Below are 15,264 nucleotides of genomic sequence, written 5' to 3'. Positions count from 1 at the left end.
TGCGGGGGTTTCCCCCACTCGCGCTTTGCATGGCTGACAGCGTGAGCTTTTAGCTGACGGCTGACGGCACCTCAAGCAGCGTGAGCTTTTAGCTGACGGCTGACGGCTGACTGTTTACGAGCTGATTTGCTAGAGCAACACATTCTTATGCTCATGTCAAGTCCGGCTGATTAGTTATATTTATAGGTTGCTAACAACACTTTTTTATCACTGATTGACCTTAGGTCACCCGGGGCGCGATGAAGCTTCGCTTCCGCTACGCGAACGCTATGATGGAAGAATGTGCAATTTTTAGCCATACCATAGTCAACTAATGCTTATGACCACATAAAGCCTATGATTGGATAAATAGTATAGACTAATTCATTCAAAGACAACTGCTGGAACTTTCGTATTTGGTTTTGGTGCTATCCTGATGGGAAGCAGTCTACACTTGTTGAGCGTACTGTCGGGTACTGTCAAAGCGTACTGTCAAAAGGGAGGTTGGATTTCTTTCCACGACCACTTGACCAATAATAGACACATTAAGTGCCATGTTTTCACCTCAATCCCCCCAAGAAAATGGGGAATCTCCAAAAGGGGACATTACGCTGAAGGACGCTAACGGTAAAACTCTCGAATGTTACATTGAGCATTCCCTAGAGCTGGAGGGTTGTCAATACCTTCTGCTGTTACCTGTAGACTCACCCATAGAAATTGTTGCTTGGGATGATGATGATGAAGACTTAGCTGATGCCTCTCTAGTGGAAGATGAAGCTCAGCTTGACTTGATATTCCCTGACGCCCAAGCTGTTCTAGCTGAGCAAAATCTTGAGCTCAAGCGCACCGCTTTTACCTTAACTGTTGCTGGTGAGTTGCCACCAGTGGACGAAGACGACATTCTCACCCTGGAAATTGAAGAGGATGATGTTCCAATGGAAGCAGAGGAACTACAGGAGCTAGCGAGCTTTTATTACGAAGAACAAGAGTATGGTATCTATACTCCTGTAGAGCCACTGCTGTTTTTTGCCCGCTCAAACCAATCTGGTCAACCAGAGTTACTGTCTACACAGGAAATTAAACAAGTTCAGCCATTGCTCGAAGAACTGCTATTCGATGATCTCGAGTAGAAGACAAGAACTCGGGTTGACCCCTTAAACGATTCAGGGGAAACTAGTGTTTTGGTGTATAAGAGTATGAAAACGCTCAAAAGCATCTCCAATAGGTTTTTTTATTTTGTTCTATTGCCAGCCACCCTTGGGATTTTTGCATGGCAGGGCTGGGAGTGGTGGAGTTGGGTGGTATCCCCACCCGTTAAAGCACAATCTTCCGAAGATGTCGCTCAAACCCTCGTAAAAATTGAGATTCCCCCAGGAACCCCAGGTCAGCAGATAGGTAGAGATCTGGAAGCTTCTGGTTTAATTCGCTCAGCGGATGCTTGGAAACTCTGGACTCATTGGCGGCAGCTGCTAGACCGAGATGGTGAGTTTAAAGCTGGAACTTACGAACTATCACCAACTCAACCCCTAACCAAAATCGCCGAAACCATTTGGAAAGGGAAGGTGATGCAGCTGTCTTTCACCATACCGGAAGGGTGGTCGATTCAGCAAATGGCAGATTATTTTGAATCTCTAGGATTTTTCTCGGCTGATGACTTTATCGCTGCTAGTAGCAAAATCCCCTGGGATAAGTACCCTTGGTTGCCCAGTGAGCTCCCTCATCTAGAAGGTTATTTATACCCAGATACCTATAAGTTACCCAGTGATGGCATCTCGCCACAAGCAGTCATCCAACAAATGCTTAATCGATTTGAACAGGTAGCCTTACCAGTATACGAAAAAGGTCAGTACAAAACCCAGCTTAGTATCAATGATTGGGTAACATTAGGGAGCATTGTCGAGAAGGAAGCAGTAGTTGCTGAAGAACGCGATCGCATTGCTGGTGTCTTTACGGAACGGTTGCGGCGAGGGATGAGATTAGAAACCGATCCCACCGTGGAATATGGATTGGGGATTCGACAAACTGCGGATCAGCCCCTGACCTACAAGCAAGTGCGGCAACCTTCCCCTTACAATACCTATCTCAACCCAGGATTACCGCCGACCCCGATTGCCAGTCCTGGAATAGGGAGTTTGAAAGCAACCCTTAATCCCGAAGACACCGAATACCTGTTTTTCGTCGCTCGTTACGATGGCACTCATGTTTTTAGCAAAACCCTAACAGAACACGAAGCAGCTAAAAATGCCATCCGTAGAGAACGGCGAGCTAAACAATAAACTACAACAACCAGTGATCAAAGAACTTTTATAATATAGGTTCCATTGATCGCTTAGATAGAATCGAATCACTTAAGCGCTGCCCGCTGCCATCATCAGGCTGAGCGGGCTTAGTGTATTGACAACCGACGGGTAAACATCAAAAATCAACAGAGTTACCGACTTTTTTATCAGTTAACTAAATATGTCTTGGGTCTCAAAGTTACAACCTGACTTAATCCTTGGTGGCTCCATCTTAGACCTGACACCAGATATTATCCAGCAATATCAGCTCTCAGGTCTAGTATTGGATGTTGACCAGACCTTAATACCAGTGACGAAATCCCGTGTTTCTGGAGAAATTGAACGGTGGGTAGAGCAAACTAGAGCGATGGTTTCCCTGTGGCTGGTGAGTAATAACCTCAGTGAACATCGCATTAGCCGTATTGCTTCCTCCCTAGATTTGCCTTACATATACGGAGCTCGCAAACCTTCGCGACGCAAGCTGAAAATAGCTGTAGATGCGATGAACTTACCTGTAGAGCAAGTGGCAATGGTAGGCGATCGCTTATTCACTGATGTCTTAGCTGGGAATCGACTGGGAATGTTCACCATTCTTGTAGAGCCCATAAGGGATCCGGCTATGAGTAAGTCTTTATACCCAATGCGTGATTTGGAAGTGTGGTTTTCTCAAGCCTTAGGGGTTTCACTGACCACCATGCAACAAAACTTCAACAAACCTGACAAATCACAATGAAATGAAATATAAAGAAAATATTATAAAAATTACTAAACCAAGATTTGTCGGAAATAATAAGGGGGAGTTGGAAATCGGGTCACCTTATATAAAGACCCTACATAAATGACCAACCTTTTAATATGGGGTCAGCTTATATAAAGACCCTAGATATAACAAACGCTTATAACTAATAGACAGCCCAGCCTTGAGTCAATCAGGAGCTGGGCTGTCTATGATTTGGGATTAGGTTACTGAGCTGGTGCGCCAAGCTCAACCTCACGTTAAAATTCAAAAAACATTACTTAACACTCTATCGCCAAGCATGAGCCCAAACGTTGAAATCTACACCTGGAGCAGTTGCCCCTTCTGTATCCGTGCTAAAAGTCTACTAAACAAGAAGGGAGTTGAATTTACTGAATACTCTATTGATGGTGATAACCAGGCACGGGAGAAGATGGCTCAAAGGGCAAATGGAGCACGCTCATTACCACAGATTTTTATCAATGACCAGCATATCGGTGGCTGTGATGACCTTCACACTCTGGAATTTCAGGGTAAGTTAGACAACCTGCTCAAGGCAAGCTAACCACTAGGTGATTGACCATCTAGTCTGTAGGATAGCTAATCGTTATCGGCAATATCCCTGTTACCGGTTCCCCGTTCAAGATCTTGATCAGTCAGTATGTTACCCAATCAAATAGGATTGCTGTAGCATAGGGGAATTGGCTGACAGGGGAATTCAACAGTGAAATTTGCGTTTATAATAGACCCTCTCCCGAAACTTGATCCCGGTCATGATACTAGTGTGGCGCTGATGGAAGCCGCACAGGAATTAGGTCATGAGGTTTGGGTCACTCAGGCTCAACAATTGAGTGTTATTCAGGGTCAGGCTTGGGGGCTTCTAGAACCTGTGCAACTAACTCCAGCCAAACTCGATGACGGCCATTGGGTCGTTAGTGAGCAGTGGTACCAGACAGGTAAGGCTCTGTTGAAACCTCTAGAGGAGATGGATGCTGTCTGGATGCGGACAGACCCGCCGGTTACTATACCTTACGTCTATGCCACCTATATCTTGGACTACATCAATCCAGATAAAACCTTGGTGATTAATTCACCAACTGGCATCAGGACAGCTAACGAAAAAATGTATGCCCTCCAGTTTCACGAGGTGATTCCACAGACTATTGTCAGTCAGGATAAATCGGTGATTCGGCAATTTGTTGAGGAAAAAGAGACAGCAGTACTAAAACCTCTAGGAGGTAAAGGTGGTGAGGGGATTATATTTCTACAGCCAAGCGATCGCAATTTTAACTCCTTGGTGGAAATTAGCACTAAACAGGGTAGTGAGCCAGTGATGGTTCAGGCTTATCTGCCTGCTGCCAAAGATGGAGATAAGCGGATTATCCTCTTGAATGGTGAACCGGTTGGAGCAGTAAATCGCATTCCCACAGGTAAGGAATTTCGGGGTAACATGGCTGTGGGTGGTCGAGTAGCGGCTACGGAAATAACTCCCCGAGAGGAAGAAATCTGTGCCCGGCTCAAGCCAAAACTGCAGCAAGATGGCTTATATTTTGTAGGCATAGACGTTATCGGCGGCTACCTCACCGAAGTTAATGTCACTAGTCCTACTGGCATCCGGGAAATTGACCGCTTAGATGGTACTCATCTGGCTAAACAGGTAATTACCTGGGTTGAAGCAGTTAAAAACAACGGCGGTGAAACAATATAATGGCTTAACCAGACTCTTGAGCAAAGTCATGGGATGTAATGTCGGTTTTGGGTCAGTTTTATGGATCAAGTAACAGTGCCACGGAACGATAGGAAAGCTCGAATCTGGGGGATGCTGTGTCATCTATCCTCCTTGCTATGGATTCCTCTGTTGATTATGGGTCTACCTATCCCTTTGGCTAACCTGGCAGGCCCGTTGATGATCTGGTTAAACAAGAGAACTAAATACCGCTTTGTCAAGGTTCACGGTAAAGAATCTATTAATTTTCAAATCTCGATTACCCTGTACGCTACCATTATCCTGACCATATTTACGGCCTTTGCCTGGGCGTTTTTCATCCTGATTGGTGCAATAAAGGGTTTTGACCGTAACTCTTGGTTGGAGCTGTTTAAGCTCATAGAATTCTGGCTATGGTGTCTAGCTAGTATCCTGGGAATCATTGATTCGCTGCTGGTGACTATGGCTTCAATCGCTGCTCAATATGGTAGGGTTTACCGTTACCCGTTTACCCTGCGATTTTTACGATAAGTTACGAGATAGTCTATAATGGCTGAGTTTTCTGCAACAGGTGCAACTGAACAGCTACCAACAATTGGTGTAGCGGTAGTGGGAACGGGATTTGGACAAAAAATCCACATCCCTGGCTTTAAAGCTCATTCCCGGACGGAAGTGGTGGCTGTCTATCACCGAGACCCGGATCAGGCAAATGCGTACGCAAACCAATATGATATTCCCCATGGATGCGATCGCTTAGAAGATATCCTAGCGTTACCGGAAGTAGAAGCGGTTAGCATCTGTACTCCCCCGTTTCTGCACTACGAAATGGCCAAAATGGTTCTAGAAGCAGGGAAACATCTACTTCTAGAGAAACCCATGACCTTAAAAGCAGCCGAAACCCAGGAGCTTTACCAACTCGCTACAGAAAAGGGTGTTGTGGCTATACCTGATTTTGAATTCCGCTTTATCCCCTCATGGCAGCTATTAGCGGAATATCTAGAAAAAGACTATGTCGGTAAAAAGCGTCTGATTAAAATTGACTGGTTAGTCTCTAGCCGAGCTAATCCTGAACGCCCCTGGAACTGGTATGCTCAAAAGGATAAGGGTGGCGGAGCACTAGGCGCAGTAGGCTCTCATGCTTTTGATTATATTCATTGGCTATTTGGACCAGTGCAGCGGTTGTGTGCTCAACTGAGTACCGCAATTCCAGCACGGCCAGACCCCAATGCTAGCAATTTACTTAAGCCAGTAGATGCTGATGACACCTGTCTGTTATTACTGGAATTGGCAGATGGTACCCCTTGTCAACTCAGTATTAGTTCCGTAACCTATCAAGGGCGAGGTCACTTTGTAGAGGTTTATGGCGATCGCGGTACCTTAGTCTTAGGCAGTAACAATCTCAAAGACTACGTTCATGGATTTCGTCTGTGGGCAGCAACCGCAGGTCAATCCCTGATGGAAGTAGAAATTCCCCAACGACTAGCATTTGCTGAAACCTATCTCGATGGTCGTTTAGCCCCATTTGTCCGGGTGGTTGACTATTGGGTAAAAGCCATTGACAATGGTGGCGTCACTACACTATCTCTCAAAGAAGGAGTGTACTCCCAGATGTTAATGGATTTAACCCATGAGTCCCATGAAACCAGGCGTTGGGTTGAGGTAGATAAGCACAAGTATAGCGGTTTTTAATAGGGAATAGGGAATAGGGAATAGGGAATAGGGAATAGGAAAAAAACTTTATTTACCTTATTAGGCTATAAACGGCTATATATATCCTAAAACTGCTTCCATAGCTTTGATAGTTTTAGAATATAATTTTTGATAGTCAACAGCATTTCCTTATTATTAAATAATAGCATAGATGGGGAATAACTAACTGTTAATAATAAAAGTTAATAATTCCTGACGATAATTTTTAAGGTAAACAAAAATGAAGAGTCAGCATCAAAAGCATCAGTTACTTAGCATTATCTCTAGTATACCTAGAGGTTTGATTTTGATGAGCACAGGGGGCATGATACTCACGACGCTAATTTTAGGAGTGGTGATGTGGCGCACTAGCTCCCGCTTGTTTGAACAAGTTAATGGTCTATTCGACTTATCACAATTAAACTTATCACACTCAGAACCAGAGGTGGATGTCAGAAACGTTGTGGTTAATAAAGTTCGTAACGTTAGTGAATTGACCACTGCTGTGTTTAGCATGGAGGCAGTTGTTCCAACTCGTCAAGATAGAAACTTAGGACAATATCGCTTAGCGTCAACGACATTACTCTACATTGCTTATGGGGAAGTGCGAGCTGGGGTTGATTTAGGGAAATTAAGCGTCGATGATGTCAAAGTCAGCAATGACTCAATCCAAGTGCAGTTACCAGCGCCTCAATTACTGGATAGCAAGATTGATGTTACCCGTTCCCAGATTTACGACTACAACCGAGGATTTTTGGGTCTCGGACCTGATGTTGCCCCTCAATTACAGATGCTAGCTCAACAGCAAACCCTCCAGAAAATTCAGGCTACTGCTTGTCAGCAAGGTGTGCTAGAGCAAGCTAATCAAAGGGCGCAATTAGTGGTGACTAATTTATTGATGACAGCTGGTTACAAAACCGTAGATGTAAAGCTTCAACCCTCGTCACCATCGATGTGTATAGGAGCTTTGCAAACACAATCCTAGCACAGCGTTTGGTAAGCAGTCGGCGGTCAGCCGTCAGCCGTCAGCCGTCAGCCGTCAGCTAAAAATAAAATTCGTTTCCGTAGCGTGGCGCAGGCTTCGACTATTCAAAAGCTGATAACTGATAACTGATAGCTGTTCGCGTAGCGCTTAAGCTGTTCGCGTAGCGCTTAAGCTGTTCGCGTAGCGTGCGCGTAGCGCTTAAGCTGATAGCAAAATACCAACATTATTGGCGTAATTAAACTAGTTTATTATATCATGAACAATGCCAAAAACGTCCTTGGCGGAACACTAAAAGTGTGCTGCACATTTCCGATGACGGGATTTTTTCGGAACGGAAAATGTGACACAGGACCATCTGACGTTGGTTTACATATCGTTTGTGCAGAAATGACGGAAGAGTTCCTATCTTTTACTCAACAAAGAGGGAATGATTTGAGTACACCATCCCCAGTCTATGGTTTTCCTGGTCTTAAACCCGGAGATCAATGGTGTTTGTGTCTCAGTCGTTGGAAGGAGGCGCTGGATGCTGGGGTTGCGCCACCAGTGATTTTGTCAGCAACCCATGAAGCAGCCCTTGATTACATTCCGTTGGAAGTATTTCAGGAACACGCTATTCTTAACGGCTAATATTATGTCCGGTTGAATATTTACGAACTTTTGCCTTTTGCATGCATGCCTAAAGCCCTTGCGGGTAGCGCTATATCAGCCATCAGCAAAAGGCTGACCGCTGACCGCTGAATGCTTACAACTCATGTTATGCTGAGATAATTTTATCCTGACAGAATTAATTATTAATTTATATTTCCCTAACAGCATCTTCCTTAGCTTTACCCCTAATAATCTAAGTATAGCTATTGGGATATCAAAAGTTTTCTTAACCTTTTCCTCTGTTAAGGGAAGTTTAAGCATGAAATTTAATTACAAACCGATTCTTAGTGTATTGCTGAGTATAGTGTTTGCCTTGTTGTTTGCGATCGCACCCGCACTCGCCCAGGCATCCATAGACTCCAGCCAACCTCCACCCCCACTCAAACCTTCCATCGAATACATCAAATGTCCTTACGACGTAAACGATCCCAAGAACGACAATGCGGGTTACCTCATTTGTACATCACCCGGAAAATTCACAGGGCTTGACTCTGAATCCTTAGATATTAAAAAATCTGATAACCTTGACCCTGACTTTAGGGACCCCTATAACATGGAACCATTTGTGTTCCACCCTGACCATGAACTAGAAGCTCAAAAGAAACTGGACAATTTTGGCAAGAAGCCCAATGTCATCATCTTCCTGCTAGACGATGTGGCCTGGGGTGATCTGGGATTCAATGGTGGCGGCATTGCCAGAGGAGCCCCTACTCCCAACATAGATCGCATTGCCAGTGAGGGGCTGGTACTGACTTCCACCTACTCTCAACCAAGCTGTTCACCCAGTCGAGCAACGATCAATACCGGGCAGTTGCCAGTTCACCACGGGATTTACCGCCCACCTATGTATGACTCCAAAGGAGGTCTTCCAAATTCTGATTACACCTTGCCTTCACTGCTGAAAAACCAGGGTTACATCACCAGGGCTGTTGGCAAGTGGCACTTGGGTGAATCAAGAAAGGCTCAACCGCAAAACAATGGTTATGATGAGTTCTTCGGGTTTCTGGGTGTTTCCGATGAATATACCGAGTGGCGGGATTGGTACTACAATCCCGAAGTTGTAAGTAGTACCCAGCGCACCGAATACATGGAAAATCTGGACTTCAACAAGAAGCTAATCTGTAAAGTTGCAGACGGTCTTCCAGAAGATGAACGTGTCGGAGACACTGAAGCGTGTAGAGCTTTTCCTGGGGAAGTCATTGACCTCAATACTGTCAAAACAGTTGACAAAAAGCTAACCGAGTATTCGGTGAAATTTATCCATGACATGGAAAAAGTGGATAAACCCTTCTTTCTCTATCACGGCACTCGGGGCTGTCACTTCGACAATTACCCCAGTCAAACCTATCTAGGTCAGTCTCCTGCCAAAGTTCCCTTTACCGATTGTCTGATCCAAATGGACCATGACTTCGGTGAACTATACAAGGCTCTTGAGGAAACAGATCAGTTAAAGGATACATTCATTTTCTTGACCTCTGACAATGGTCCAGAAGCAGAAATCTGGCCAGACAGTGGCAATGCAGGCCCTTTCAAAGGGTTTAAAGGGTCTACTTGGGAAGGTGGAGTCCGGGTTCCCAGCTTTGCCTATTGGCAGGGAAGGATTGAGCCTGGTAAATCAAACGGCTTCTTCGATCAAGCGGATTTGTTGCCAACCATTTTGAGGTTAGCTGGAGTAAACTCAGTGGCTCTATCCTCAATGTTGAATGATTACAACAGCACAGTTAAGAAAGCTGTAAATAAGATTTACATTGATGGTGTCGATCAAACTTCATTCCTGCTAGCTGAAAAACCTCAGTCCCAACCCTATGACAGTCACCCCTCCAACCGCAGAAGTGTGATTTTCTGGTTAAAGGAAAACTTCTCTGCTGTTCGCCTGGATGAATTTAAAGGCTACACAGTTGGCACCGAGCTACACACCGGTTTGGATATGGGAAATGTCGGTGGCTTTAGTGGGGTCACTTCTAAATATTCCTATATCAGGACCTTCAACCTTTATACTGACCCAGGGGAAAAACGGAACATTGCGATTCGACATCTTTGGATGTCCCCAGCCATAACCAATGAATTTGCTAGATATTGCAAAGTTTTGCTGCATTACCCAATTAGAGGTAGTGCTAGTGATGCTCCTCTGTTCGATGTTTGTCCTATTACCAAGTTCGATATTTTCATCACTAACGTAGGGGAAGCAATCACGGAAAAGGCAACCGATACCCTGCTAGAAAGAGTCAGGGAAACTGTCGAGGAGGTGCGAGAAGCTAGCCAGGACGAAAACGCTATCGATACCCTGCTAGACAGAATAAAGGAAACTGTCAAGAAAGTTGGAAAAACTACTACTCCTTAGGTAAGCTATCAGCTAATGCGCACTTATCCCAGCGTCGTTCGCACAGCGTGGCCAAACGCGCCCCGCGTGGCCAATAGGCCAAGGCCAAAGCCTGTGCCACCCACGCTACTTAAGGTGCTATTAGCTATCAGCTGACCGCTGAGAGCTGACCACTGAGAGCTGACCGCTGAGAGCTGACTGCTGACTGCTGTCAGCTTATTTAATGGGCACTTAAGGAAATCAAACGATAGAACAGTAACAGGGATATCCGTTTTTCCCCCTTACTAACCCTATAATTTTGATGACCAAAAAACTCTTAGTGACAGGAGCTAGCGGTTTTCTAGGATGGAATCTTTGCCAGCTAGCTAAAGAAAAATGGGATATTTATGGAACGTATTTTTCCCAGACGATAGATATTCCAGGAATAACCTTGGTAAAGGTTGACTTGAGAGAATTCCAAGACATGAAGGATCTGTTTGCTGAGATTCAGCCAGCAGGAGTAATTCATACCGCAGCTCACTCTAAACCTAATTTTTGTCAGACCCATCCAGAGGAATCATACTCGATTAATGTTACAGCTTCTGTCAATATTGCTCGACTAAGTGCAGATTATGATATCCCTTGCGTGTTTACCTCTACTGACTTGGTCTTCGATGGTTTAAATCCTCCTTATCTCGAAACTGATCCGGTATCGCCCATTAGCTATTACGGTGAGCAAAAAGTTATGGCAGAAGAAGGGATGCGATCGCATTATCCTAAAGTCGCGATTTGCCGGATGCCCTTAATGTTTGGTATCACTCCCCCTACTGCCAGTAGCTTTATCCAACCCTTCCTCAAAATCCTGAGAGAAGGGCGACCATTGAGCTTATTTACCGATGAAATTAGAACCCCTGTCAGTGGCACCACAGCAGCCAAGGGATTGTTATTAGCTCTAGAGAAAGTCCAAGGTCTAGTTAATCTGGGCGGAAAAGAACGGATCTCTCGCTATGAGTTTGGTTGCTTGATGGCTGAGGTATTTGAGCTTTCCCAAGATAACTTAGGACGCTGTCTACAAAAAGATGTACCGATGGCTGCCCCTAGATCTCCGGATACGTCATTGGATAGTTCATTAGCATTTAGTTTGGGATATCAACCGTTATCAGTGCGGGAGCAATTGGAAGAGTTGCGAGGGAAAGTGTAATTATGTAAGCTGTCAGCGGTCAGCGGTGAGTGGTCAGTGGCCAGCTAAAGGCTGATAGCTGATTGTTCGCGTAGCGCTTAAGCTGATAGCTGATAGCTGTTCGCGTAGCGTGCGCGTAGCGCTTAAGCTGATAGCAAAACTACTGAGCAGATTTTACTGGGAGCAGTCGAGATGGCAGAAACAAATTCCATGTATGACTACATTGTGATTGGTGCAGGTTCTGCGGGAAGCATAGTAGCTTCAAAGCTTGCTGCTTCTGACTCAAATGCACAAATTCTGCTGATCGAAGCTGGAAAGCTCCTACTCAATCCCAAGATGTACAACCCAAGTGATTGGTTTGAAGTCCTACAACAACATCCAGAGATTGATTGGGGTTACGAGACAGTACCTCAAAAAAATTTAAACAACCGTGTGGTCATGCTGCCCCAAGCAAAAGCCCTAGGTGGGTGTGCATTACATAATGCCACGGTCTATGTCAGAGGTGGACGCTCTGACTTTGATGCGTGGGGTAAAGTAGCACCCGGTTGGTCATGGAATGATGTACTACCGCACTTTGAAAGTGTAGAGCAGATCATCAAGGTTTTGGTGGCTCAAACAGATCATTTCAATTTCATTAACGATTTATTCGCTGCTGCTAAGGAGTACGGTTTACCTGAAAATCCTAATTATAATACCAGCGAGAGTCAATATGGATACGCTCCATTTCAGTTCAACAATATTAAAACACTTTCAAAGCTTTTTCGTGAAACCACATTTAACACTTTTTTACCAGCAGTTCATGCAAATGTAACTGTAATAGCTGAAGCTTTGGTAACCAAGATCCGATTTAAGAATACCAAAACAATTGGTGTTGAATATGTTCAGAAGAACGAAAAATACTTTGCAGGGGTGCAAAATGAGGTTGTGCTGAGTGCTGGTGCGATTGCTAGTCCAAAAATCTTGATGCTTTCAGGCATTGGCGACGAAACTGAGTTGGGGAAATTTGATATTCCAGTAGTTGCGAATGTTCCAGAAGTAGGGAAGAACTTACATGACGATCTTTTCGTTAGTGCCGGATTTTCTATTCCCGAAGATAAAGATTTACCAGTGTATTCCTATAGCCTAGCTCCAGCTGTGATTTTCGGCTCTACGAAAAATAGTAGTTCAGTTGTTGATATAGAGTGTTCAGTGGGAGTGGGAACACTCAAAGGTTTCCCTGGTCCAAAAAATTCGTTTTGGTTATGGCCAAATGTCATGCACTTGAAGAGTAAGGGAACTATTACGCTGCGTTCAAGTTCTCCTGATCAAGCTCCTGTTGTTGACCCAAAGTATCTGACAGTGCCAGGAGATCTCCAGTCATGTATAACAGCGCTTCAGTTAGGTATCGATATTGGCAATCAATCAAGCTTGGGGCAATGGCGGGAAAAGCAAATTGCTCCAGAACCGGGAACAGATTTGGAGAGTTACATCAGAGAAACAGCTAGTACAACACAGCACTATTGCGGAACTTGCAGAATGGGGATTGATGAAAGTTCTGTGGTGGATACAGAACTTAAGGTTCGAGGAGTATCAGGTCTGCGTGTGATTGATGCTTCTGTCTTCCCATTACCCATAACTGCAAACACAGCAGCAGCAACCATGATGATTGCTGATAAGGGATCTGACATTTTGACCTGACGGGGTCACAAGCAGCATTCCGCGCCTTACTGGGTGAATGAAGAATGAAGAATGTAGAATGTAGAATGTAGAATGCAAAAAACTTCCAATTCTAAATTCTTAATTCTTCATTCTTCATTATTTAAAGATGTCTTAGCGTAAGTCCTGAGTTATTTCTTTGTGATGCCCTCAATCTTGGAATAGGGCTGAATCTTAGAGATAAACATTGTGCCGACATCCCCATAACAAGCGGAAGTAGGATTTTCGAAGTTGTAGACCGCACTGATAGCATTGCGAGACCTGGTTATAACCCCCCAATTTTTGCTGATTGGATTTGTCGGATTTTGCTCAGGAGCTAATTCTAACTCAATAAAGTTTTTATACTTGCCTGACAAATTACCTTTGAAAACCCGTTCAGGAGAACATTTTGTGTTGCCCAGCACTGAGGTACCGAATACGTTATCCCCCTCTTGATTTATAGACATCTGGACTACACCGTTATAGGTGGGAGAATTCAAACTAGTCCAAGTTCCTACCCACTCACCATTGAGACTTTCTGGGTTTGAGACAGAAGCCTCTGCCGCGCTAACATTGGCGAAGAGCAGGAATATTGAAGCAACCAACATGATCACTATACGCATTATTATCTCCTTAATAAAAGGTTATGAAAGATCAGCTTACCTGTCAAAAGACCTAAGATCAAAACTACACCATTATTGCCACCAATCTAGACTTTTTTTAAAAAAATTAATATTTTGAAAAAATCAATGGCATTGCTATTTAATGTAACTTAAAATTATTACTCATCACCTATAGCGCTTTGAAATTATTTGTAAATTCATAAATTATGGAAAAAGTCAAGAGGCAATAGTAGCAATAGAACCAGAGCTTTATAGTAAACTAAAAATACTTTCTCAGTTGACATCTCAAATCAAAATGCTACATAGCATTTTTAAACTATTTGTCAAGTGATAAATTATGGAAAAAGTCAAGAGGCAATAGGCAAGAGGCAATAGGCAAGAGCTCCAGAGTTTTTTACTAAAATAAAAGAAGACCTGATCGCTTTTAGTGGCTCCTTGGCCGTGGGCCACGCTACGCAAACGGAGCACCGCGAAGCGTGGCCCACGGCCTTTCAGTTTAGATCTCAAATGAAAATGCTATAGCTGATAGCTTACCACTGACCGCTGTTCGCGTAGCGTGCGCGTAGCGCATAAGCTGACAGAGTGATTTCCCTACCGTTAGTGCGGTAGTTACCACGAAACAAAACAAATCTCCCACAAGTCAATAGTTTTAAGTGAAAAGGCAAACACCAGCAATTGGTCTTGATGGTGCTGGTAAGTTCTCTACTTTGGCCTATGGGTACACCTTCAACTAATCAAGGGAATCAGATGAAAAACTTGCGTGCAATCACCCCATCCTCTTATATTATTGCTGCCTGTGCATTAACCGGTATCTTATCCTTTAGTGCAGTAACTAGCCAAGCTGGTCAAAGTAAGTTCTTAGCATCAGGCAACTCTACCGCAACCGCTCAGGTTGAATCAGTAGACAATCAAGACCTACTGGCAGCAGCACCGATTCCCAGCAGTGAATTACCACGAGCCCTAGAGAAGAATACCGTATTTCGTGCGATCGCAAGCGGTGGTTTCTTTGGTCAAACCGTTGAAACCCGTCTGCTCAACAATGGACAAGTGATTCAGCAGTACATACGGATCAATGGCAATAGCACTCCCACCGAGATTGCTCGCATTTCCCCTCAAGATGTCAAAGGCTTTGAAGAGTTTCTCAACAAAGACGTAGACTTTAGTCAGTTTGATCAGCTCAGTTACCCTGCTCCTATTGGTGCCGCTGATTACATCAGTGTTACTCTGAGCAGCAATGGTGGTACCACACGTTATGCCGATATTGGTAGTAATCAGCTCCCGGAAGCATTGCAGCAAGTGATTCAGAATTGGGAAACTATTGTTAGTAGTAAGTGAGATGTCAGTGGTCAGCGGATGCTTGGGTGTTTTGCCCCCCTAACCCCCCAATTTTGGGGGGAATTATTGGATGCATCGGTGTTTTGCCCCCCTAACCCCCCAATTTTGGGGGGAATTATTGGATGCATCGGT

At 44.3% G+C, this 15,264-nt stretch carries 14 protein-coding genes; 13 read left to right on the top strand and 1 reads right to left on the bottom strand.

Annotated elements, in window-relative coordinates:
* The first annotated feature begins 533 nt into the window (after window positions 1–533).
* The 12 genes from AC4II3_RS10370 (at window position 534) to AC4II3_RS10315 (ending at window position 13,177) form a co-directional block, all read left to right on the top strand.
* On the top strand, window positions 534–1,109 hold the full coding sequence (locus tag AC4II3_RS10370; protein WP_488011795.1) for a DUF3727 domain-containing protein: 576 nt from the start codon (window positions 534–536) through the stop codon (window positions 1,107–1,109).
* Between the two features lie 66 nt (window positions 1,110–1,175).
* Entirely contained in the window at window positions 1,176–2,255 is a 1,080-nt protein-coding gene (mltG, locus tag AC4II3_RS10365) for an endolytic transglycosylase MltG (RefSeq protein ID WP_488011794.1), read from the top strand.
* Between the two features lie 184 nt (window positions 2,256–2,439).
* On the top strand, window positions 2,440–2,991 hold the full coding sequence (locus tag AC4II3_RS10360) for a YqeG family HAD IIIA-type phosphatase (protein ID WP_488011792.1): 552 nt from the start codon (window positions 2,440–2,442) through the stop codon (window positions 2,989–2,991).
* Between the two features lie 304 nt (window positions 2,992–3,295).
* Entirely contained in the window at window positions 3,296–3,559 is a 264-nt protein-coding gene (gene grxC, locus AC4II3_RS10355; RefSeq protein ID WP_488011791.1) for a glutaredoxin 3, read from the top strand.
* Between the two features lie 159 nt (window positions 3,560–3,718).
* On the top strand, window positions 3,719–4,702 hold the full coding sequence (gene gshB, locus AC4II3_RS10350; RefSeq protein WP_488011789.1) for a glutathione synthase: 984 nt from the start codon (window positions 3,719–3,721) through the stop codon (window positions 4,700–4,702).
* Between the two features lie 60 nt (window positions 4,703–4,762).
* A complete protein-coding gene (locus AC4II3_RS10345) occupies window positions 4,763–5,230 on the top strand; it encodes a DUF4870 domain-containing protein (RefSeq protein ID WP_488011787.1) in 468 nt (155 codons plus the stop codon).
* Window positions 5,231–5,248: 18 nt separating this feature from the next.
* Window positions 5,249–6,388 carry a Gfo/Idh/MocA family protein gene (locus AC4II3_RS10340; RefSeq protein ID WP_488011785.1) on the top strand — a complete coding sequence of 380 codons (1,140 nt, stop codon included), beginning with the start codon at window positions 5,249–5,251 and terminating at the stop codon, window positions 6,386–6,388.
* A 241-nt stretch (window positions 6,389–6,629) separates the two neighbouring features.
* Entirely contained in the window at window positions 6,630–7,373 is a 744-nt protein-coding gene (locus tag AC4II3_RS10335; RefSeq protein WP_488011783.1) for a DUF4230 domain-containing protein, read from the top strand.
* 255 nt (window positions 7,374–7,628) lie between these two features.
* Complete coding sequence (locus AC4II3_RS10330; protein WP_488029206.1) at window positions 7,629–8,000, top strand: DUF2237 family protein; 372 nt, start codon at window positions 7,629–7,631, stop codon at window positions 7,998–8,000.
* A gap of 280 nt (window positions 8,001–8,280) precedes the next feature.
* Complete coding sequence (locus tag AC4II3_RS10325) at window positions 8,281–10,362, top strand: sulfatase-like hydrolase/transferase (protein WP_488015074.1); 2,082 nt, start codon at window positions 8,281–8,283, stop codon at window positions 10,360–10,362.
* A 280-nt stretch (window positions 10,363–10,642) separates the two neighbouring features.
* Window positions 10,643–11,521 carry an SDR family oxidoreductase gene (locus tag AC4II3_RS10320; RefSeq protein WP_488015072.1) on the top strand — a complete coding sequence of 293 codons (879 nt, stop codon included), beginning with the start codon at window positions 10,643–10,645 and terminating at the stop codon, window positions 11,519–11,521.
* A gap of 171 nt (window positions 11,522–11,692) precedes the next feature.
* Complete coding sequence (locus tag AC4II3_RS10315) at window positions 11,693–13,177, top strand: GMC family oxidoreductase (protein WP_488015070.1); 1,485 nt, start codon at window positions 11,693–11,695, stop codon at window positions 13,175–13,177.
* 149 nt (window positions 13,178–13,326) lie between these two features.
* On the opposite strand, the gene AC4II3_RS10310 is transcribed toward AC4II3_RS10315, so the two are convergent.
* Entirely contained in the window at window positions 13,327–13,797 is a 471-nt protein-coding gene (locus AC4II3_RS10310; protein ID WP_070391783.1) for a hypothetical protein, read from the bottom strand.
* A gap of 747 nt (window positions 13,798–14,544) precedes the next feature.
* Between AC4II3_RS10310 and AC4II3_RS10305 the strand changes: the two genes are divergently transcribed.
* Complete coding sequence (locus AC4II3_RS10305) at window positions 14,545–15,132, top strand: hypothetical protein (RefSeq protein ID WP_488015068.1); 588 nt, start codon at window positions 14,545–14,547, stop codon at window positions 15,130–15,132.
* Window positions 15,133–15,264 lie beyond the last annotated feature (132 nt).

It is taken from the genome of Moorena sp. (assembly GCF_982860115.1).
This window is presented reverse-complemented; position numbering and strand designations above follow the sequence as displayed.

Excerpts from the sequence above, each read along its gene's own strand:
- AC4II3_RS10340 (WP_488011785.1), top strand. The coding sequence starts at position 5,249 with ATGGCTGAGTTTTCTGCAACAGGTGCAACTGAACAGCTACCAACAATT.
- AC4II3_RS10345 (WP_488011787.1), top strand. The coding sequence starts at position 4,763 with ATGGATCAAGTAACAGTGCCACGGAACGATAGGAAAGCTCGAATCTGG.
- mltG (WP_488011794.1), top strand. The coding sequence starts at position 1,176 with ATGAAAACGCTCAAAAGCATCTCCAATAGGTTTTTTTATTTTGTTCTA.
- AC4II3_RS10315 (WP_488015070.1), top strand. The coding sequence starts at position 11,693 with ATGGCAGAAACAAATTCCATGTATGACTACATTGTGATTGGTGCAGGT.
- AC4II3_RS10305 (WP_488015068.1), top strand. The coding sequence starts at position 14,545 with ATGAAAAACTTGCGTGCAATCACCCCATCCTCTTATATTATTGCTGCC.
- AC4II3_RS10325 (WP_488015074.1), top strand. The coding sequence starts at position 8,281 with ATGAAATTTAATTACAAACCGATTCTTAGTGTATTGCTGAGTATAGTG.
- AC4II3_RS10330 (WP_488029206.1), top strand. The coding sequence starts at position 7,629 with ATGAACAATGCCAAAAACGTCCTTGGCGGAACACTAAAAGTGTGCTGC.
- AC4II3_RS10360 (WP_488011792.1), top strand. The coding sequence starts at position 2,440 with ATGTCTTGGGTCTCAAAGTTACAACCTGACTTAATCCTTGGTGGCTCC.
- AC4II3_RS10370 (WP_488011795.1), top strand. The coding sequence starts at position 534 with ATGTTTTCACCTCAATCCCCCCAAGAAAATGGGGAATCTCCAAAAGGG.
- AC4II3_RS10310 (WP_070391783.1), bottom strand. The coding sequence starts at position 13,797 with ATGCGTATAGTGATCATGTTGGTTGCTTCAATATTCCTGCTCTTCGCC.
- AC4II3_RS10335 (WP_488011783.1), top strand. The coding sequence starts at position 6,630 with ATGAAGAGTCAGCATCAAAAGCATCAGTTACTTAGCATTATCTCTAGT.
- grxC (WP_488011791.1), top strand. The coding sequence starts at position 3,296 with ATGAGCCCAAACGTTGAAATCTACACCTGGAGCAGTTGCCCCTTCTGT.
- AC4II3_RS10320 (WP_488015072.1), top strand. The coding sequence starts at position 10,643 with ATGACCAAAAAACTCTTAGTGACAGGAGCTAGCGGTTTTCTAGGATGG.